This window comes from Altererythrobacter sp. B11, assembly GCF_003569745.1.
Lineage (GTDB): Bacteria > Pseudomonadota > Alphaproteobacteria > Sphingomonadales > Sphingomonadaceae > Croceibacterium_C.
On sequence record NZ_AP018498.1, the window covers coordinates 167,756 to 188,652 of the forward strand.

The following is a 20,897-nucleotide window of genomic DNA, read 5'->3' on the forward strand; positions in this document are numbered from 1 at the left end:
TCAGTAAGTGGCTTCATTGGCCCGGGTGAACTTGCGGGTCAGGACAAAGCTCTCCTCGGTAACTGAATATTCGGCGCCGCCGAGCCGCGAGACGGGGCGAGCGGCAAGCGTATCGAAATGCCCGTCTTCATGGAGATACCCCGGCGCGATATGCACTCCGACGACCTGCCCGAAGGTGACATTCGTCTGCGGTCCCAGATCTCCCCCGCCGAAGGATACGATCTGAATGACCTTGCACTCCAGGCTGCAGGGTGACGCCGCCACACGCGGGGCGGCGACCATCCGGCTGGGCGCCTTCTCGATGCCGAAATGCTCGAACTCGTCGGTCCCATAGGGTACCGGCGATGAGGTGTCGTTCATCTGCGCGACCTGCTCTGCGCCCACGAGATTGAACACAAACTCGCCGTTCTGCCGGACATTGGTGAGTGTGTCCTTCGCCGCCCGATCCTCGGGCGTGTTGCACGAGAACATGAGGATCGGCGGCAGATTGGACACGATGTTGAAATAGGAGAAGGGCGCCAGATTGGCCTGTCCCTGCCCGTCGATCGTGCTGATCCAGCCGATGGGGCGCGGGGCGATGATCGCGTTGAATATGCCGCGCTTGAACGTGCCGGCGTCGGCCGGATCGAGGAACACGGGCTGGGAATTGGCCATCGTCAGTTACCTTCCGCCGCAGCGCGACGCCGCGCCAGCTTCGCCATTATGCCGGGCAGGTGCCCGCACCTCAGGCTTCCAAAGTATCCGGCGGGGCGCACCGCAAGGCGGCCGAATACAGCGCCTCCGGCACCTCCTGCACAAGATCCTCTATCGCCATCGCAACAAACATCCATATATCTAGGTTTTTGTTTTATGGGCCCGCTTCCGCTGCGTCAAGGTGCTCGCCCCACGCTATCAGCCGGTCGGGATTATCCCGCAGGCACAAGGCGAAGATTTCGGGACCCAGCCATTCGCTCAGCAGCCGGACGAGCCGGGCACCATTGGGGGGCGGGTCCAGACGTACGAAGGGCCAGTCGGAGCCCCATATGATCTGTTCCGGCACCCGTTCCGCGAGCGCTTCGACCACCGGCCGGATATCCTCATACTCACCGGGCTGCCGCGACCGTCGCAGATAGGTGAGTTTCACCCAGGCCATTCCGCTGCTGAGCGCGTCGGCGAAGCGGTCAAAACGTGGCGTGCCGGGCGTATCCTCCGGCGAGAGGCCGCCCAGATGGTCCAGCACGATGGGAAGGTTGCCGGTGGCGGCTGATGAGGCGAGAGAGGTGCAGGTTTCGAGGTCTGCCCAGAGATGGACCTGCATTCCGGCGGCCGAGAGGGCGGGATAGAGATGCTCCAGCACGTCCAGCCCTTGCGTTCCGGGATAGGCCCCGCCGCCCGGGCCGAGCACCCCGACAAACCGCATCGCGATCACGCCCTGGCTGCGCAGGTGGTGCAGGTCCGCCTCGGTGGTCGAGACCGGGCATGATCCGATCCCGCGTAGCTGTCCCCCGCTTCTGGCGAGAGATGCAAGGAGCACGCTATGATCGGTTCCGTAGAGCGATGGCTGCACGAGCAGTGCCCGCTCGAAGCCCAGCGCAGCGAGCATTTCCCGATGCATCGTAAAGTGGCCTGCGGGAGGAGCATAAGCGGCGGCATCCAGCGGAGGACCCTCGCCCGATGGTGCGAAGATATGGGTGTGGCAATCCCAGCTTCCGCGCGGGATTTCCATGTCCGCCGGCAAGGAAGATGCCCTGTTCAGATTGGAAGCCAAGCGTGCACCTCGTCCCGCATCTTGTCTCAAAAGCCGGCGCTGAGGCATGCTCGCCGCGCCTTCCCGGCTAATGACCTATAAATATAGGTCATGCAAGCGAGGGCTCGTCAGAATGAGCGGTGCCGGGCAAGCCCTGCCGCCGCGCGAGGGCTTATCCATCCGCCGTTTGCCGGAACAGGAGCGGTCAACGGCGGTCGAGACCGTTGCGCTTGAGAAAGGCGGACAATTCGTCCGCCACTGCGACATTGTTGAGATCTGCGAAGGGGATGTGCGTATTCCCCTTCAGCCCCACCTCGGGCAGCGAGAGGATCTCGGCATGGCCGCCGTTCGCATTCACGACTTCAACGAACTGCTGGCAGAGCCGGTAAGCCGCACTCCAATTTCGCGACTGTGCGATATTGTCGCCGAAGACGATCTGGATCGGTATCCGCGTGAGGCGACGGAAATCTTCGAGCGGCACCTTGATCGGCCCGAACGGGCCATACCCCGCCTCAGGCCCAGCCCCTTCAGGAAAGACGTATCCCGGCGATTCATACGCGACGATGCCGCGGACATTGTCGCTTTTCGTGGCGGCAAGGAAGGCGCGCAGCCCACCGGCTGAATTGGTGAGAAGGACGGTGGGACCGATGCGATCGATCGCGGCTGCCGCTGCCTCGGCCTGAAGCTCGGCATTCTCGACCGTGTCGAATTCGTCATACCTCGCGCGCATCGCCTGATCCCACGCCAGGGGATCGCCGACCGGAAACTGGACGCCCGGAAACCACTCCGGAAACTTGCTGCCGAGACGCCAGGCGGTGAAGTTTCCTTCGTCGCGCCCCGGTGTCGCCCGGTAGGTGTAATCCTCACACCCCCAATTGGCGCGGCCGACGCGGGGGCCATCCCACAGATAGACCGGATAGCCACGCCGGAGGAAAATGCTCTGGAAGCCTTCGCCGCCGTCCCATCGGTTTTGCCACACCGCCACGCTGGAGCTGTGCCACATCAGCAGCGACACCTTGCGCGGGTGTTCGGGGATCTGGAATTCCACAAAGCCGTGATCGCATGACAGGTGTCCGCTGGTCGCGTCGCCGATCGTCGTACCACCGGCCGAAAAGGATCCCTGCCGCTCGATCCGGATCGGCGATGCAGCGGTTGCCGATGCAAGGGCCACGGCGCTGAGCGCAGCGCAGGCCAACACTCCGCGGCGAAACAGCGAACGGGCGACTGCGTTGAGAATCATGTGCCGCATTTCTCCCATCCCGTGACATGTGCCGGCTGCACCGCCCGGTAGCCTTGATGGCGAAACAGATCGCCCAAGCGGGGCTACCGGAAATTTTTCCGCCATACAAGCTGGCGTCCTGAGCGGCGCCGAGATCGCTACCGTCCACATCGCTCGGCAGCTGGACGACCAGAGCATCGGTCAGATCACCACCTCCCTCGCCCGGCATTGGGGGATCTTTTCAGCGGTCGGGATTTAAGTGCAGAACGGCAGCATCACGCCCTAGAGCAGGGCGGCGGCGGCCTCCTCAATTTCTGCTGCAGCGTTCTGCAAGGGGCCTAGCAGCTCCGCCACCAGCCGCTCCACCGATGCCTCACTGACAGAGGTCGCAGCCACGATGGCGGCGGACTGCCTGCCCCCCAGCGACAGGGGTACCGCGATCGACCGCTGCCCGAGAAACAATTCCTGATCATTGATGGCGTATCCGGCCCCGCGCGCTGTGGCGAGGTCCTCCAGCAATGCCTCGGCGGTGGTGATGGTGTTGGGCGTGATCGCGTCGAGCTTCCAGCCTTTCAGCTGTTTCTTCAGCTCCGGCTCCGGCAGGCCGGCCAGCAGGATCTTCCCCGGCGCGGTTGCATAGGCGGGCAGGCGCGCGCCGACATGCACGTAGAAGGGCTCGATCGCCTTGTGCGTGCCGCGCGCGATATACACCACCTCCCGATCGTCCAGCACGGTGATGCAGCAGGTTGCCTTGAGCTGTCGCGCCAGCCGCACAAGCATGGGCTGCGCCACGGCCGCAAATGGCTGTGAGGAGAGATAGGCGAAGCCCAGATTGAGGACGCGGGGCGTCAGAGCAAAGCGACCTTCGTCAGCCGCAGCATAGCCGAGCTTCTCGAGGGTGCGCAGGATTCTGCGTGTGGTTCCGGGCGTCAGGTCGAGTTCACGAGCGACCTGGCTGAGCGTCCATTCCGGTCGATCGCTGCCGAAGAGCTCCAGCACGGCGAGGGCCTTCTCCAGCGACGGGATATAGTCGTCGTCCGCAGCACGTCTGGCGCGAGGCGTCTGGCCGCTGCCTGTCGAGTCCGGCGTTGCCATAGCGTCTTGTCCCCACTGCCAGTCTCAAATGCCAAACCGGCATTTCAGCCCCGCGGCCACAAATCAAGGGGATCGATCCTCGCCGCCCGAGGCCAGCCAGAAGAGCGAGGACCAGCTGTTCAATAGTAACGCCCATGAATTGGCGGACCGGCCTGCGCCGGCCCGCCTGCCAATCAGAAGGTTTTCTCAAGGGTGATGTAGAGCTGCCGCGGCGCAGCCGGCTGGGCACCGGTGTAGGCGGCGCCAAGGGCCTGGGAATCGAAGACGTTGTAGTAATAGACCTTGTCGAACAGATTGGTCGCGCCCACGGCAATCGAAAATTCGTGCTGGTAGTTGTCATAGGTAAGGCGGGCATTGAACACGGAGCGGGCGGGCAGCAGGTTGTCGAACGTGGTCGATGTGCCCGACACCACCTGGCTGGATTCATAAGTCCAGTCGATCCGCGGCGTCAGCGATCCGTCGAGGGCGGCCGTGTCCACGGTATACTGGACGCCCGCGTTTGCGGTCCAGAAAGGGGTATTCTGGCGCCGGTTCACCGACCGCTCGCGGATGTCGGGGGCAGTAAGCTTCGAATAGCCGAGCGAGCCGTTGATGAGCAGGTCATCAACCGGGTTGATCGTGTATTCGGCTTCGAATCCGCGGATCTTGGCGGGCTGATTGCGATAGTAGGTGCGCCCCAGGCAGGTGATCCCCGTACCTGCCGGGACCAGATCGCCGCACGCGGTCGAGCCCTCGGGCCCGCCCGCCAGCGGGACGAGAGTGCGGTTTCCGGGCACCGGCTGTCCGGCAGCATCGAGCAACGCTTCCGAACCGGAGATCGACGTCGGGCGGTTCTTGAAGTCGGTATAGAAGGCGGCGAGGTTGAGCCGGACCCTGCGGTCCAGCAGGTCAAGCTTGGCACCGAGTTCGTACGCGATGTCGTCATTACCGTCATATTGCGCGATTTGCGACGGTTGCTGCGGACGGGGGTCGAAGCCGGGCAGCGAGTTGCCCGTCGCTGCCGAGGCGTAGAGGAGGACATCCGGCGTCGCCTGATAGTTGAGGCCGAGTTTCCAATCGAACCGCGTCTGCTGCGGCACGACGTAGAAGATCGTGTCGCTGGGGCTCGGAGAGGTGTCGAGCACATTGTAGAAGTCGACCACCTTCTTGTCGTCGGAGTAGCGTCCGCCGAGCACGATGCCGAGCTTTTCCCCGAAGGGACGCACGGTGGCATTGGCAAACACCGCCTTGCTGGTCGGGTTGAACTCGGAATCGATCAGCCGCTGAAACGAGCTTTGGGGCGAGATGAAGACCGCATGCTGCGATCCGTCGGCGGTGAAGTAGAAGCCGCCAAGCACCCAGTCCGCGAACGCCATCTTGCCCGAAAGCCGGGCCTCCGCCGTCCAGTAGTCTTCAGAGAAGGTGTTGGACCGCATCACCACGTTGATGGGCGATCCGTCGTCATCATAGGAGTGGGTCTCCACCATCTCGCGGTGCGAGACCACGGCGAGGAGGTTGATGTCCGGCGCAAGATCCCAGCTGACCTTGGCGGAGACGCCCCAGTTCTTCAGATCGATGAACGGCGAGAAACGCGCCCCGCCCCGGACCGCCACCCCGTCGACCTCCAGCCCGTTGTAGAACCGGTTGCCGGGAATGACCGTCCCGGCAGCGATCGGGTCGCTGAAGCTGGCGTAGGTGCTGTACGGATCGCCAGTGACGAAACGCTGGTCATAGGCCACGCCGTAGGTCGCCGCAGCGGCTGCAACGGTAGGGGAGATGCGGTTGCTGACGATGTCCACAATCGTGTCGGCGCTGTTCTCGCTCGTATCGCGGACGTAATCGCCGGTGATGGTGAGGCGCAGGCCGTCCATCGGCCGCCAAAGCATGGACCCGCGATAGGCTTGCACATCCTCGCCGCCCTGGTGGCCGACCACGCAGTCGTCGGGAGTGAAGCCTGCGGTCGGCTGCTTCAGAGTGGATGCGAAGGGGAGTGAACCCGAGAGCTCGGGCGTGCCCCGCTTGCGCATCTCGCAGGTGAAATCGAGGATTTTCTGGTAGCCCGTGCGCTTCTTCGAAAGCCCGGATACCGCCAGAGCCAGCTGGTCGTTGAGCGGCAGGTTGACCGAACCGCGAAAGTCCATCCGGTCGTAAGAGCCAGCCGTGATCTGCAGCCTGCCATAGACTTCCCGGGTCGACGGCTCCCGGCTGACGATGTTGACGGCCCCGGCCAGCGAATTGCGCCCGAACAAGGTCCCCTGCGGACCACGCAGGACCTCGATATGGTCGATGTCCAGCAAGTCGAAATTGGAACCAAGGAGCGTGGGGAAGTAGACGTCGTCGAGGTAGAAGGCGACAACAGGCTCGCTGGCGAGGCTGGTGTCCCGGTTGCCGATGCCGCGAATGGTCGCATCGATACCGGGACCGAACACACCCTGCGACTTGCGGAACTGGGTATTCGGAACAACCGCGGTCAGTTCACCGACGCTCGTTATGCCCCTCTCCTCGATCGCTTCCGCAGTCACCGCAGTAATGGCGATGGGGGTATCCTGCAGATTGGTGGACTGCCTTGTCGCCGTGACGACGATGTCCTGGATCCCGTTGGCTGCCGGAGGGGGGGCCGAAGTTGCGGCTGCGTCGTTCTGCCCCTGAGCAGCGGCATCTTGCGCCGCCACGGCGCCACTTTGCAGTGCCAGCGGTACTGCAACGGCCGCCATGGTCACCAAGCCCATTTTCCTCATCGTTCACTCCTCTCCCTGAAGCTAGTAGAAATTCTCTTTATCGAGCCGTCGAGCCCAAAGACAAATTCTGTCCGATTATTTTAACGCCTTATTTATTCGCTCGCCTGGCGCAGAATATTTCTTCTATTCAGCCAGAGAACGAGCGAGAAATGGTATCACCACTGCGCCAAAGCGTTCCGCCACTCTGTTGGTGTGGTCGCCCGAATAAACTTCGAACGTATTCGATATGACATAGCGGTCTAGGCTTTCATGCAGCTCTGTGGCGGCGGGGACAATGGAATCGGCATCGCCGACATCGATGCCGATCGCGCGGTAGGTCCTCAGCGCCGCGACATACTGATCCAGAAAGGCAAGCGGTGCGTTCGCATCCCGCTTTGCCATCACATCCTGGCGCAAATCCCCCGCGTCGGTGACGGGCAGGTCGACAAACAGAGGTGGCTTCGCGGGATTGGGCGAGAATGCTGCCGCCGTGGCAAGGGGGCCTGCATATTTGAACGGCAGGCCTACTGCTTGCTCCGGGGATTTCAGCGCGTGGATGTAATGCACCTCTTCCTGCGTCAGCCCCTGGACGCCAAGGGGAGCGAGGCAGCAAGGCGACATCATATAGAGGGCGCCGAACCGCCCCGGACGCATCATCGCGATGCGCGCCACGCCATAGCCGCCCATGGAATGCCCCATCAGGCCGCGCGCTGCCGGGCGGGCAATGGTGCGGTAATTCTCATCGATGAATGCCGGGAGCTCATCGGCAACGAAGGTTTCGAAATCGCCGGTGACGACGGATCGACCATAAAAGGATCCGCCATATTGATTACTGGCGTCCGGAAAGACGACGATCAGTTCGGCGGCCCCGCTCGCGAAGGCTCGGCCCAGCCCCGCCTGGGTCTGCAGCTTTTCCATCCAGCGCCGGGCATCGGTGGAGAACCCGTGCAGGGCGTAGACCACCGGATACCTGCGCTTTGGCTGCGCGTCATAGCTTGGCGGCAGGGCAATGTAGACCTCCCGATCCGCCGAGGTGTTCAGCAAATTGCCAGCGACAGCCGGTGAGTGCACGATGCGCCGCTCAATCCGCACATTGAGAGCGGAATCGGACGGGTCAGTTGCAGACACTTGCGAAGAGGGAGCGGCGAAGGCCGGCAACGGCAGCAGGGCGAGCAGCGCCAAAGCAGCAGCGACGATGTTCTGCATTGGGCACCCCTCCGTAGATCAACCACAAGCCGCTTTTCGCACAACCCGCGCCGGCCCGACCATTGAGGACGGCGCCTTTAACCTAAAGGTCTAGGCTTTTAGGGTTAAGGTGTCAACGGACAGATCGCCCATGCGCCGGTGCACCCTGAGGAATGCGCCTCTCGGCCTGGAGCTTGGTATCGGCTGCCCCAGCCCTCGCCGCTCCGATAGGTCTTGGATTAGGGCCTGCGGCAAAGGGATGACTGGGCGAGAGGCCCACCCGCCGCTAGCAAGCTCTTCTGGGCCGGTCGCCCGGCCATGCGGATCTTCCAGGCACTCTACTGGCTGCGCGACGCGACGGCATGTTCGCATTGCCGGCTTGGATGCGGGAGTATGCGAGAACCATCCTCGCCGCGTTTCCGTACCAGTGAAGCAGTTCGATGGGCTTGGCGCTTTGAATCTTGCCGATCCACTCCGCCCACTCATCGCCCGGAGTTCAGCGCCTGCACAAAGCCCAGAGGATGGGAACGAGGCAGACTGACAGAGCGAGGTTTGCCGCGACATCTCCCAATGTCTCACTGGTCAGGCCCACGACGAGGCCAACGGATACTACCGCAGCGATTGTCATAACTGGGACGAGGGGCCGACGGACCATCACGCTGCCGTGGGCGTTCGACGGCCGGAATTCGGCGCAATACGCTTAAGCCAAATATACAGGCCGCTTGCAATCACGACGAGCGTGACGATGTCGAGCAGTGCCCAAAGCAGCTTCATCACCAACCCGCCGTAATCGCCGAAATGCAATGGCTGGGCGAGCAGCAGACCTTTCATATACCAGGGCATCGGGGCGATCCCGTCCACGTCCCCTGTGTGGGCATCGATCATAACGGGTGTCAGCAACTTTTCGGTCAGGGGCGTCCCCCCTTGCAAGAACACGGCATAATGGTCGCGGCTCGAAAATGCCGCGCCCGGAAAGGCCACGAACTGGGGGCGCATGCCGGGCGCCGCCCGCATTGCATTGGCAACCGCCCTGCCGACCATACCGGAACGATAGGGAGCGATCGTCTGCCCGTCGCCTTTGGTCAGTCCGACCAGTGCATCAGCGCGCCACCAAGCGGTGATCGGGTCGGAAAGAGTGTTGATCGCACCCGTCAGACCGACCACCGCCGCCCAGGCGAGCGTGACGCCTCCGATAAGATTGTGCCAGTCGAGCCACCGCGTGCGCGCGCTCTTGTCCCTGCGCACTCTGGCAAAGCCGGCCCGGCGGGCGAAGGGCGCATAGAGCACGATACCCGAGACAAGCGCGGCGACGAACAGTAGCCCGATGAGGCCGATAAACAGCATGCCGCCCTGCCCCAGGAACATGTCCGAGTGCATCTGCAGCAGCAGATCCATCACGCCGCCATGCTCGCCCCCGCTCGCCTGCACCGCACCGCGGCGATCAATCGGCTGGAACGTCATGCCGCTCTCACTAACATCGGCGCTAACGCCGCTGGTGATATTCACCACCGGCCGGTCGATATCGAAGCTTAGGTAGATCGGCACTTCACCGGGCCGCAAAGTTAGCGCCGCGTCAACAGCCGCATCGAGCGGGACCAGCGCCGCATCGTCCCACTGCTCCTGGAGATGTGCGCCTGTCAGGCTGTCGATATCGTCGTGAAAGATCAGCGGTAGCCCGGTCAGGCACAGCATCAACAGGAACAGCGTACAAAAGAGGCTTGTCCAGCTGTGGATCTTGCTCCAGCGGCGAAGCGTGGCAGGTGTCATGGCCCTGCAGCGGTACTACGGCTGCGGCTGATCGGCGAGCCACCAGCGCGGCGGCGCGGCCCCGTTGCGGGCGATCGGGGCCAGCGTCGCACCGTCGAACAGCAGGCCGCCGCGCATGACCATGGCGATCGCCCGGGCATTGGCGATATCCTGACGCGGGTCGGCATCGAGCACCACGAGATCGGCGAGCTTGCCTTTCGTCAGACTGCCCAGGTCGTCAGGCCGGCCGATCACCGTGGCATTGTCGATCGTCGCGATCTCCAGCGCTTCGAGCGGGCTCGCACCACCAGCGACGAAGGCAGCCATTTCCCAGTGCAGCCCGAGACCCTGCACCTCGCCATGGCTACCTGCGCCAACCAGGCCGCCTGCCGCGCGGATGCGCAGCGCGTCCTGCGCGAAGCGCGGATAGGTCTGCAACTCCTCGGGCATCCAATGCCGGTCGCGCAGATCGCTGGCGATGACGAACGGCGGCGTGAAGCGCCGCAGCCGTTCGTCATCCTGCATCCGCCGATGGATGATGTTGTCGAACAGCGCCGGATTGCCGCCGTAAAGCACGCTGAGCGTTGGCGTGTAGGAAATGCCGCTTGCCGCGAAGAGGCGGATCACATCCTCGTGTATCGGGGTAACCGGGATATTATGCTCGTTGCCGGCGAAGCCATCGACAGCATGGGTCATTTCGAGCAGGTAATCAGCCGCACCCTCGGTAGTCGGCATCATCCCCAGCGCGCGCGAGGCATCGGCCATCGCCTGCCGCGCCCCGCGATCACCAACCATGTAGCTCTTGATGTTGCGGGTCCGGTAATGGTCGCGATATCGTGTCAGAACCGCCCTCGCCGTGTCGACGGAATCGATATGGCTGTCGACGAAGATGCCCGGCCCGGTCGAGAACAGCCGCGGCCCGATCAGCGATCCGGTGTCGGCGCGATCCTTGTAGGCGAAGATGTCGGGCGTGAACGCCTGCACTTCGAGCGAGGAGGTAACGCCATAGGCGAGGTTGGCGGTGAATTCCCAATGCCCGCCATCCTGCAGCCCGCGCCTGATGCCGAAGAAATGTGCGTGGGCATCGATCAGGCCGGGAATGACGAACTTGCCCGTCAGATCATGAACCACGGCATCGGCCGGCAGGGCGAAGGAGCCCGCCGGGCCAATCGCGGCGATCCGATCCTGTTCGACGAGAATGTCTGCATTCTCCAGGATGATCCCGTGATCCATAGTGATCGCGGTTGCGCCGTGGAGCACTTGCGGACGCCCCGGCATCGCGCGCGGCAACGAGACCGCCAGCGAGGCGCCGCTCGCATCAGCCTCCGCATCGTCACCGGCGAAAGCGCGCTCGGCCCCGACATGGCGCCAGTCTGCCCCCACGGTCCAGAACAGGCCCCGCCCGTCGGCATCCCATCCGGCACGATCGGCACCAATGCGGGTAAGCCGTATATGACCCTCGACCGGCCCGGTAAGGTCGATCATCGGTGTTTCCTGCGCCGGAGCCGGCATCGGCACGAGATGCAGTTCCGCTGCGGCGCGCGCGAGCAGCCATTCGCCATCGGGCGAGATGACGATGTCCTGCACCGGCGCCGTGCCGACCACATATTGCCCGACCGGCTTGGCCTCCACGGCCACTCGCGGCGCAACCTCACCATCGGCCACTTCGGCGAGCGCCCTGGGGGTCTGGACCCAAATCCGGCCATCGGCAGTCATCTGAAGATTCCTCAGGCCGGCGGCATGACCGATCAGCTGCGCTGCCGCGCCGTTCAGTGGGATGCGAACGATATCCGTCGGGTAGTCGAGCGCGATCTCGGCGATCGCGTGCAGCCGCTCATATTGGTTGGCGCGCAGGGCGATCAGCGAGCGACCATCGCTCGCGGCGATCACTTCGCTCCAATAGGCGCCCTGTTTGGACAGCGCCCGCGCCTCTCCGCCTCTCGCAGGGATGGCCATGACCTGCCCGCCCTCGGCAGCGGTCCAGGTGACGAAATACAGCGTCCGGCCATCCGGCGACCAGAAAGGACGGAAGGCATCGCCCTGATAGAGCGCGTGCGCATCGCCCCCTTCGAGAGACTTTACGTAGAGCGTGCCGAGCGCGGTGAAGGCCACCTGTCTGCCATCGGGGGAAGGCACGGCCCCCTCAGCCAGGTGGGTCACCACCGGGCCGCTGTCGACGCGCTGCCGAACCCGCGTGTTCGGCTTGAGCGCGAGATCGACGTTTGCCGAGAACGGCACATCCACCATCGCGCCACTGCCGATATCGAGCCGGTGGAACGTGCCGTTCAGCGACAGCAGGATTGCCTTGCCGTCGGGCGTGAATTCATAGCGCGGCAGCAAATCGTAATAATAGCCGCCTTCCTGGCCGTCGCGATCGATTGGAAACGTCAGCCAGCGATCCTCCCCGCTGGTGAGATCGCGCATTCTCAGTCCCGTTTGCGCTCCCCAGCGCGCGGCATAGGCGAGATACCTGCCATCGGCCGAGAGGACCGGCCGCATCCCGCCGGGTACGATGGTCTCCACCCTGCCGCTGGCGAGATCCTTGCGCGCGATCGACCAATTGGGCGGATCGCCCTCGGTCCAGGTATGGCCCAGCTTCGTCGCGTAGTAGACGGCCGCTCCGTCCGGCGTCGGCGCCGCACCCAGAGCATTCGTCCGGTCGTCCCAGGATTCGTTTCCGTTGGGCTGCGCCGCGACCAGCAGGGCCGGCTGGCCGCCATTGACCGGGAAACGCCAGAGTTCGAAGGCAAGAACGCGATGGACAGCACGGCTGACGTATATGCTCCGGCCGTCCGGTGCCCAAGCAGGCGAGGTGTAGAGGACCAGGGAAGCGTCCGTCGAAAGCTGCCGCGCCTCGCTGCCGTCCGGTCGGGCGATCCACAAATTGGTGATGCCGGACCGATCGGAGATGAACGCCATCCACTGCCCGTCTGGCGACAGGACTGGATCGCGCTCCCACGCCTCGCCGGTAAGGACAGGTTCGGCCGCCCCCCCGCCGGCCGGCAAGCGATATATGTCGCCCAGCAGATCGAACAGGATCGTGCGCCCATCGGGCGAGAGATCGAGATGCGACCAGGTCGCCTCATGAGCGTCGTAGGCGAGCGGCGTGGCGTTTTGCCCGACGGCCACGCCCGGCGAAAGGGCGAGCGCCGCCGCCAGGATTGCGGCGGCGCTGCGCATCAGAGGCTCCAGTCGACCCGCAGGCCCACCGTACGCGGCCTCACAATCGATCCGGCCGGGGCGGCCGCATCGGTGAACGGCGCATTGAGGATGCCGTATTCGTCGAACAGATTGTTGGCGAAGGCCAATACGCGAAGGTTCTCCATGACCGTCACACTGGCACGCAGATCGAAGATGTTGAAGTCTCCGCGCGTGTTCGGATTGCCGAAGGCGACGGGTGCCGAAGACAGATAGCGATGGGCGATTTCCAGAGTCGGCTGCATCGGCGTGTCCGCCAGGTCCAGCTTCAGATTGTTCGATACGGACCACTTGGACGAACCGGGCAGTGTCGTCCCCGGCTCGTAGCCCCCGCCGGCAGCGAAGGTATCCGGCAGGAACTCGGTCAGCTCGGCATCCTGATAGGTGACGTTGCTGGAGAAGCTCAGACCCCTGATGATCGCCAGCGTGCCGGCGAACTCGACACCCTTCACGCGCGCTCCGCCGGCATTGCTTACATAGGAGTAGTAGGACGGCGCCGGGCCGAACAGGCGCGCCTGGATGTTGTTCCAATCGACCTGGAACACCGTTGCCTCGACATAGAGACGGCTGTCGAGTGCATGGAATTTGATGCCTGCTTCGTAATTGTCGGTCTCGTCGCTTTCATAGGCGGCCTGGATGCTCGGCAGCAGGCCGGCATTCGGGTTGATGCCGCCAACGCGGTAGCCCTGCGAATAGGTCGCATAGGCCATGATGCCGTCGCTCGGACGATAGGCGAGCGTGACCTTCGGTGTGAAACCATTCTCCTTCTCCTGCACCGAACCCGCACTGTCGGTGGCGCTGTAGCTGCCAGGCGCCAGCGTGCCCGCCTGGTTCAGCACGTCACCGGAATAGGAGTTCCAGAAGTAGCGTCCGCCAAGGATTAGTTCGATCTCGGGGACCGGTTTGAAAGACACCTCGCCGAAAAGGCCGGCGTCCTTGTTGTCGAGCACCGAGCGATATCCGTAGATCCGGTCAGCCGGTGCCAGAACCGATCCTGCAAAGCCGCCAAAGTCTGCCGGGTTGTCGTCGATATAGGCTTCCGCGCCGCTCTGGAAAATCTGATCGTAGCTGGTCTTGTCGGAGCGCATGCGGCTGAAGCCGATCAGCCAGTTGAACGGGCCGCGGCCCTTCGAGGCGAGGCGCACCTCGAACGTCTCGATATTCGCATCCGCATCGCCAAGGGAATATGCGGCATCGTCGCCCGTCGTCACGCCGGTGACATAAGCGTAGGGGTAGGAGAACACGGTCTGGTTGGTCTTGTCGACCACCGATCCGAGCACGGTCAGATCGGCGACATCCCCGATCGACTGGTCGATCCGCAGTGAATTGAGCAGGAAGCGCGTATCCTGCGTTTCCGCGCGCGCAGTGTTGCGGATGTACGGAGTGGCCGTGTCGAGGTAGGTCTGGTCATCGAGCTTCGTGTCTTGCCACACCGCGAGGTAGCTGACCGTCGTATCCGGCGACGGGGTCAGCACTACCGAACCGCGCAGGCCGCGCGTGCGGAAATCATTGCTGCCATCTACGCCAGTACCCGGATTGTCCAGATAGCCGGCGTCAGAGCGCTGATAGCCGACAATACGAACGCCCAACAGATCCTTGACCACCGGCACGTTGACCATCGCCTTGCCGGCATAGTTCAATTCGCCGTCGGCATTCTTCGTGTATCCGACCAAACCCTGAGCGGCTGCATCCACCTCCGAGGTGTCGGCAGTGTTGACAACATAATTAACGAGGCCGCCTAGCGTGGAGGAGCCGAACAGCGTGCCCTGCGGCCCGCGCAGTACTTCCACCCGGTTGAGGTCGAATGTGTCGACGTCGGGGATGCCGATGGGAAAGCCCGGCTCGGCCAGCGGAATTTCGTTCAGGTAATATCCGACCGTCGTCTGACCCTGCTCGTGATAGGTCGTGGCGGCAATTCCGCGGATCACCACTTCCGAAACGCCAGGCTGGTAATCGTTGAACACCACGCCCGGCAGGCGCACCACGTAATCGGCCAAACTCTGGGCATTGGCCGCAGCGAGATCCTCGCCGCTGATCGCGCTGGCCGAGATTGGCGTGTCATCCAAAGCTTCGGCGCGCTTGGTCGCGGTGACCACGATCGCGCCAGCCTCCTGTTCCTGCGCCATGGCAGGCTGGGCGAGCAGGCCGGTTGCCGCGGCGATCGCCGATGCCCCGCAGCAGCGCATCATGTGGGACTTTCTCATGCCCTTATTCCTTTTGCCGTGGGCTGCATCCGGCAGCCGCAGTTGATACCCGTTACTTCCCCGCAATTTCGTCCGCGTCGGCCGCGTCCAGCCGGTCGGCGTTGAGACGCCGCATCCAGTGGCGCAGCGCGCCATCCTCGATGCCCGCAATGATCTCGGTGACCGTGGGCAGGCTTTCTTCCTGACCCAGCTTGAGCCGCACATCGCTGTCGATCACGCGCGCGCGGAAGCCGATAATGCGGCGCATCAGCTGCTTTATCCGCTCGCCGCCGTCCTCCATCCGCCACGGTCGGGGCCGACCGGCCTCGGCCGCATTGATGAGCCGGCGAACTGCTTCCCCGGTACCGACCTCATCCAGTTCGACTTCGAGCGCGAGGATGGCCACCGCGAAATCCCAGGTGGGAACCCAGCGCGGCTGGGAGACGAGTTCGGGCGAGATGTAGCCCTGCGGCCCCATAAACAATGCGAAGGCGCGCGGATCGTCGCGCAGTGCGGCGGTCTGCGCATTGCCGCGCGAACAATGGCCGATCAGCGCGACCAGCGCCCCTGCCGAGTTGGTCTCTGGAACCAGCGGCAGCGGCGTCGCTTCGAAGCCGGCCTCGCCGCATGTGACAAGCCAGGCGAGCGGATAGGCCCGGATCAGGTCGACAAGGTCAGCGGGTTGGCCAGAGGGAAAGTCCATATTCGGACACAGTCCCGCCGCTTATGGCCCGTTAAAAGTACCAATTTGCAAATTGCTCGGGGACCAAAACGCGGTGGTTGCGAACTGTTGTCAATTCGTCACACCACGCGCGAGACGAGCCATCACGTCCAGCGCGGCCGCGCTCACCGCCTCGGGATGGCTGGCGAAGCCCAGCCGCAGCCCGTGAGCCGCCTCGGCGCTCTGACGAAAGCTGTCCGACAACGCGAAGCTGATCCCCTGCTTCAGCGCTCCTGCCTCGATGCGCTTCAGCGCTTCGAGATCGTGGAACCGCAGCCACAAGGCCAACCCGCCCCCGGGCAAGCGCGCCTCGGCGAAATCGCCCAGCGCGGCCTGCACCTTCGCGGCGAAGGCATCGCGTCGCTCGCCATAGATGCGCGTGACCTTGCGTGCGTGGCGGCGTACCTCGCCTTCTTCGAGCAGCAGCGCGACGGCATCCTCCGTAAGCGTGCTGCCCATGCCATCGATCAGCGATACCTGGTGGGCAAGCGCATCGATAACCGGCTTGGGGGCGGCGATGTAGCCGACGCGCAGCGCCGGCAGGATCAGCTTGGACAGGGATCCGACATAGACCACGGCGTCAGGCGCGTAGGACGCCATCGGCAGCAGCGGTTGGGAGCCGAAGCGGAATTCGTGATCGTAATCGTCCTCGATGATCGCAAAGCCGAACTGCCGCGCCAGTTCGATGATCCGCAGCCGCCGCTCGGGCGCGAGCGAGACCGTGGTCGGAAAATGGTGATGCGGCGTCAGGAACAGCGTGTTCACCGGCCGCGCGCGGCATATCCGCTCCAGATCTTCCACCAGCAACCCACGCTCGTCCATCCGCAGCGGTTCGACCGATTGCCCGGCCGCACGGAATGCCGCAGCGGCCGCCTCATAGGTCAACTCCTCGACAACGGCGCTGCCTCCGGGCCGTGCGAGAAGGCGTGTGGAGAGCGCGATCGCCGCCTGGCTGCCGCGGGTCACACAGATGTTTTCTGGCGTGAGTACCAGCCCGCGCTCCTCACGCAGCATCAGCGCGATGCGTTCGCGCAGTTTCTCACTGCCGCGCGGATCGCGATAGCCGAGCCGCCGGTCGCGTGCGGCCGAGAGCGCCGCGCGGCGGTAGACGCGGGCTAGAACTTCCGAGGGGAACAGGCTGCCATCGGGGCTGCCCTCATCGAGCTTGATCCGGGAGCCCGAGGGCACGGCGAGAGAGCGGACCGGTGGCGCGTTGAAGCGATAGATCGGCTTGCGGGGCCCAGGCTCGACGGGTTTGGGCTGTTGCCGCCGTGTCTCGGGCAGATTGGTGGCGACGCTGGTGCCGCGCCTTCCGTCCGCTTGCAGCCAGCCCTGCGCGACGAGTTCATCGAAGGCCGTGACAACCGTCTTGCGATTCAGCCCGAGATCGGCGGAGAGTTCGCGGCTGCTCGGTAGCGGGGAACCGGGCTGCAGTCGCCCGCGCTCAATCTCGTGGATCAGCGCATGGACGAGCTGCATGTAGAGCGGCGTGCTGCGGTCGCTCGATATGCGGCGGGACAGGGCGAGATTGCGGGGACGGCGCATTGGCCCAATGCACCCGCCGCGTGCGAGAAAGCAAGGGGACCAAAGCCCAAGCCAAACCTGGGCAGAGTCAGCGCCCCTCCAGTTCCCGGCTAAGCGCGATCAGGGCGCAGTCTGCCCCGGCCTTCATCGTCATCATCACGCCAACTGGGCCATCTTCAGCGCCCCCCCAGAACGGCAGAGTGATCGACGGCAGGCCGGCGATATTCGCATGCGGGGTGAAGTTGACGAAGGGCCAGAAGTCTTCCCACAACTCGGCGAAAGCGCGGTCCGGCGCATGGCGGCCGAGCGCGATCGGTGGCTCCTGCGCGACCGGCGAGAGCAGCACGTCGTACCGGGCGAAGAACTCCGCCGATGCGAACTCGCTCAGCGCGAGTTGACGAAAGGCATTGGCGGTCTCGCCCGCATCCAGCGTCTCGCGCGCTTTGGCAAGGCCGAGGGTCCAGGGTTCGAGCAGTTCATCGGGCGCGACGCTGGGGTTCGCAGCGGTGATGAGGTCAGTTAATTCGCCGCCCTCCTGCATCCAGATCGCCTTGAAGGCGCGGATCATCGCCGCGTGATCGCCAGGGATGGCGACCTCTTCGATCACCGCGCCTGCCTGTTCGAGGTCTCTGGCCGCCGCGCGCAGCTTCTCCACTACGGCAGGAGCGGCCTGCCGGCCATCGAGCCCGGTCAGCGCAAATCCCACACGCAGCCCACGCAGGCTTCTCGTAGCGGTCTCGCCCCCGCCCGCCGCGACGATGTCGTAGGAGGCCGCGATATCCCGCATACTGCGCGCGATCAGCATGTCCGAGCATAGCACGTCATCAATCAGATGCGGTGCACGGGCGCGCAGATTACCGCCACGCGACGGCTTCAAGCCAATTACGCCACAATTTGCCGCCGGGATGCGGATCGAACCGGCTGCGTCCGAGGCATGGGCGAGCGGCGCGAAACCGGCGGCGACGGCAGCAGCTGCTCCGCTCGACGACCCGCCGGCAGAGCGTCCCGGCGCTGCCGGATTGTGGACCGGCCCGGTCGCCAGCGGCTCGCCCGTGGTCAGCAGGCCGAATTCGGGCATGCCGGTAAAGCCTATCGGCACGAGACCAGCATCGAGGCAGGCCTGCGTAAAAGGCCAAGCCTTGCGGCCTACAGCATGCATCCGACTGCGCGAGCAGCTTGTGAACGGCCAGCCCGGATATTCAAGCGATGCCTTTAGCAGCCATGGCACGCCCGCGAGTGTTCCGGTCTCATTGGCCGGGGCCGGTGGCTCTTCGGCCAACCAAGTGACTGCGTTGAGCGCAGGATTACCCTCTTCGATGCGCAGTTGCGCCGCCTTGCACAGTTCTGCGCTCGTGAATTCGCCATTCCGAATTGCCTGGGCCTGGCCCACCGCATCCAGGGCGGCCAGTTCGCGAGCGTCACTCAATTGCATTCATTTTCCTTTCGCCGCCCGACATAGCGGCGCAATCTACCGGGGCAGCATCCAGTACAGAAATTCACGCGGGGCCACGATGCCTGCGCGCAGCGGACTGGCACCACCGCCTTTTTCCCTCGCGCCCGCATTTCTCGAGCCATTCCTTGGCAACGAGTTCGAACGTGTTCGCGGCGGCAAATTTGGCGGCGATGCGCGGCCGCTTCTTCTCGATCGGCGGGTCGACACCGGCCGCGAGCTTCTTTCTCGTGGCGCTTGGCGCGGGCGTCTGAGGTGGTTCCGCCTTCTTGGACAGGTCGGCGACGAAGTTAAGCTAATCCCCGATGTGATTATGCCGCCAGTCTGGTCGTCAGATCATGGGGGGCATGCCCCCCATGATCTGGTTCGCTGATCCGCCCGTAGGCCTCTGCCGGGGTCCGCCCGGCGAGACCCGAGTGCGGTCGCTGCGTGTTGTAATAGGTGATCCATCGCCGGAGGCCAGTGCGCAGCTCCGAGCCGGTCTCGAAGGCGTGGAGATAGACGCATTCATACTTCAGAGATCGCCACAGCCGCTCGATGAACACATTATCCATCCAACGGCCTCGACCGTCCATGCTGATCTTGACCTCTGCGTTGCGCAGCACGCTGGTGAAGGCGAAGCTGGTGAACTGGCTACCCTGATCCGTATTGAAGATCTCCGGCTTACCGAAGCGCGCCAGCGCATCTTCCAGTGCGGCGACGCAGAAGCCGGCGTCCATCGTATTCGACAGCCGCCAGGCCAGCACCTTGCGGGTCGCCCAGTCCATCACCGCGACCAGATACAAGAAGCCCCGGCGCATCGGGATATACGTCACATCGGCGCACCACACCTGGTTGGGGCGCTCGATCACCAGTTTGCGCAGAAGATACGGATAGATCCGGTGCTGCGGGTTCGGATCGCTGGTCCGAGGGCGCTGGTAAATCGGCGACAAGCCCATCTTCGCCATCAGCCGCCGCACACGTCGTCGGCCGACATCGTGGCCCTCGCGGCGCAGGTGCCGGACCATCTGGCGGCTACCATACCATGGCATGTCGAGGAACGCCGCGTCGATCATCCGCATCAGTGCCAGCGTCTCGTCGGTCTCCGGCACCGGCGCATAATAATAGGAAGACCGGCTGATCGACAGCAGCCGGCATTGCGCCGCAATCGACAGCCGGTGGTGAGCAGGTTCGATCATCGAACGCCTCCGTGCCACGCTCATCGACCGGAGGCTTTGGCTAAAAAATCCCGCTCCACGACCAACTGGCCGATCTTGGCGTGCAGCTTCTCCACCTCGGCCTCGCTGGCTGCCTTGGCTGCATCGCCGGCTCCGGAGAACGTGCTCCCCATTCCCTCGACAGCCTGGCGCTTCCAGGCCGCGATCATCGTATGGTGGATGCCATGCTTCGCTGCCAGCTCGGCCAGGGTCAGGTCACCCCGGAGCGCCTCCAGCGCCACCTTCGCCTTGAAATCTGCGCTGTACCGCTTCCTCGTCTTCTTCATTTCCCGTCCATTCCTCAGGTCGGGATTAGCTTAGCACCCTGTCCAGATTTCCGGGACCACCTCAGTCGGCGGGGCTGACATCGGGCCAGGGCTCCAGATACAGGGTCTTCTGTTTGTCAAGATTGCGATAATTCATTCGCCACAGCTTCGAGCCGTTCGGCTTGACCTGGAGGTACAGGCTCCGAGAATCCCGCGCAGGAGTTAAGGCTTCGACGCGGGCTTTGTGCCTTTGACTTGGATGTAGGTTAGCATGTCGTTCTTCCCAGCAAGCCGGGTCGATCCGGGGCCATCAAGGGCACCCCAATCGTGGGGTGCTGTTGGTGGTCCTAGCCGGACGTCACCGGAAATTTAGCCGGCGATCATCGGTCGATTTATGCTGTGAAACAAGATGCTTGCTGGACGTTGCTGGACGCACTTAGCGCCAGAAAGTGGTGCCCAGAAGAGTACTTAAGATTTGTATGCAACAAATTGATAAGTAAATTCAATCAATTTCTGCCTAAATCCATGTACCATCAAAAAGCACTTAGAAGACTTTGCTGGAGTCCTCACGCACATTCTTACGTACTTAACCGACAATGAGGATCATAATCGGGTCTTATCCCGAAGTCCACCCTCATCCGCAGGGGCGCGTGCAAGTTTATTTGTAAATAGTGCTGGAGTTACTGTTCGCG

Annotated in this window: 14 protein-coding genes; all 14 read right to left on the reverse strand. The window is 63.7% G+C overall.

Going from position 1 to position 20,897, the window contains the following annotated elements; translation table 11 throughout:
• Positions 1-654: a flavin reductase family protein gene (locus AEB_RS00735; protein ID WP_172592957.1), complete on the reverse strand. Its 654-nt coding sequence runs from the start codon at positions 652-654 to the stop codon at positions 1-3.
• Between the two features lie 193 nt (positions 655-847).
• Complete coding sequence (locus tag AEB_RS00740; RefSeq protein ID WP_172592958.1) at positions 848-1,705, reverse strand: amidohydrolase family protein; 858 nt, start codon at positions 1,703-1,705, stop codon at positions 848-850.
• Positions 1,706-1,931: 226 nt separating this feature from the next.
• Complete coding sequence (locus tag AEB_RS00745) at positions 1,932-3,116, reverse strand: alpha/beta hydrolase (RefSeq protein ID WP_172592959.1); 1,185 nt, start codon at positions 3,114-3,116, stop codon at positions 1,932-1,934.
• Between the two features lie 111 nt (positions 3,117-3,227).
• Positions 3,228-4,040, reverse strand: a complete 813-nt coding sequence (locus AEB_RS00755; RefSeq protein ID WP_119081374.1) for an IclR family transcriptional regulator domain-containing protein — start codon at positions 4,038-4,040, stop codon at positions 3,228-3,230.
• Positions 4,041-4,213: 173 nt separating this feature from the next.
• Positions 4,214-6,757, reverse strand: coding sequence for a TonB-dependent receptor (locus AEB_RS00760; RefSeq protein ID WP_119081375.1), 2,544 nt, complete (start codon positions 6,755-6,757; stop codon positions 4,214-4,216).
• A 123-nt stretch (positions 6,758-6,880) separates the two neighbouring features.
• Positions 6,881-7,942 carry an alpha/beta hydrolase gene (locus AEB_RS00765; RefSeq protein WP_231958837.1) on the reverse strand — a complete coding sequence of 354 codons (1,062 nt, stop codon included), beginning with the start codon at positions 7,940-7,942 and terminating at the stop codon, positions 6,881-6,883.
• Positions 7,943-8,575: 633 nt separating this feature from the next.
• Positions 8,576-9,688 carry a PepSY-associated TM helix domain-containing protein gene (locus AEB_RS00775; protein ID WP_119081377.1) on the reverse strand — a complete coding sequence of 371 codons (1,113 nt, stop codon included), beginning with the start codon at positions 9,686-9,688 and terminating at the stop codon, positions 8,576-8,578.
• Between the two features lie 15 nt (positions 9,689-9,703).
• Positions 9,704-12,847, reverse strand: a complete 3,144-nt coding sequence (locus AEB_RS00780) for an amidohydrolase family protein (RefSeq protein WP_119081378.1) — start codon at positions 12,845-12,847, stop codon at positions 9,704-9,706.
• The gene (locus AEB_RS00785) at positions 12,847-15,069 is read right to left on the reverse strand and encodes a TonB-dependent receptor (RefSeq protein ID WP_119081379.1); all 2,223 of its coding nucleotides are present in this window, start codon (positions 15,067-15,069) and stop codon (positions 12,847-12,849) included. The genes AEB_RS00780 and AEB_RS00785 overlap by 1 nt, the downstream gene beginning before the upstream one ends.
• A 52-nt stretch (positions 15,070-15,121) precedes the next feature.
• The gene (locus AEB_RS00790; protein ID WP_119081380.1) at positions 15,122-15,751 is read right to left on the reverse strand and encodes an FMN-binding negative transcriptional regulator; all 630 of its coding nucleotides are present in this window, start codon (positions 15,749-15,751) and stop codon (positions 15,122-15,124) included.
• A gap of 90 nt (positions 15,752-15,841) precedes the next feature.
• Positions 15,842-17,314: a MocR-like pyridoxine biosynthesis transcription factor PdxR gene (pdxR, locus tag AEB_RS00795; RefSeq protein ID WP_119081381.1), complete on the reverse strand. Its 1,473-nt coding sequence runs from the start codon at positions 17,312-17,314 to the stop codon at positions 15,842-15,844.
• Between the two features lie 67 nt (positions 17,315-17,381).
• On the reverse strand, positions 17,382-18,683 hold the full coding sequence (locus AEB_RS00800) for an amidase (RefSeq protein ID WP_172592960.1): 1,302 nt from the start codon (positions 18,681-18,683) through the stop codon (positions 17,382-17,384).
• A 371-nt stretch (positions 18,684-19,054) separates the two neighbouring features.
• Positions 19,055-20,226 (reverse strand): IS3 family transposase gene (locus AEB_RS00810; protein ID WP_119081383.1). Its coding sequence is split into 2 segments (ribosomal slippage): positions 19,055-19,962 and positions 19,962-20,226, totalling 1,173 coding nucleotides; the frame shifts between segments, so codons are not numbered across the junction.
• A gap of 61 nt (positions 20,227-20,287) precedes the next feature.
• A complete protein-coding gene (locus AEB_RS18560; protein ID WP_331851763.1) occupies positions 20,288-20,506 on the reverse strand; it encodes an Arm DNA-binding domain-containing protein in 219 nt (72 codons plus the stop codon).
• Positions 20,507-20,897: the final 391 nt, after the last annotated feature.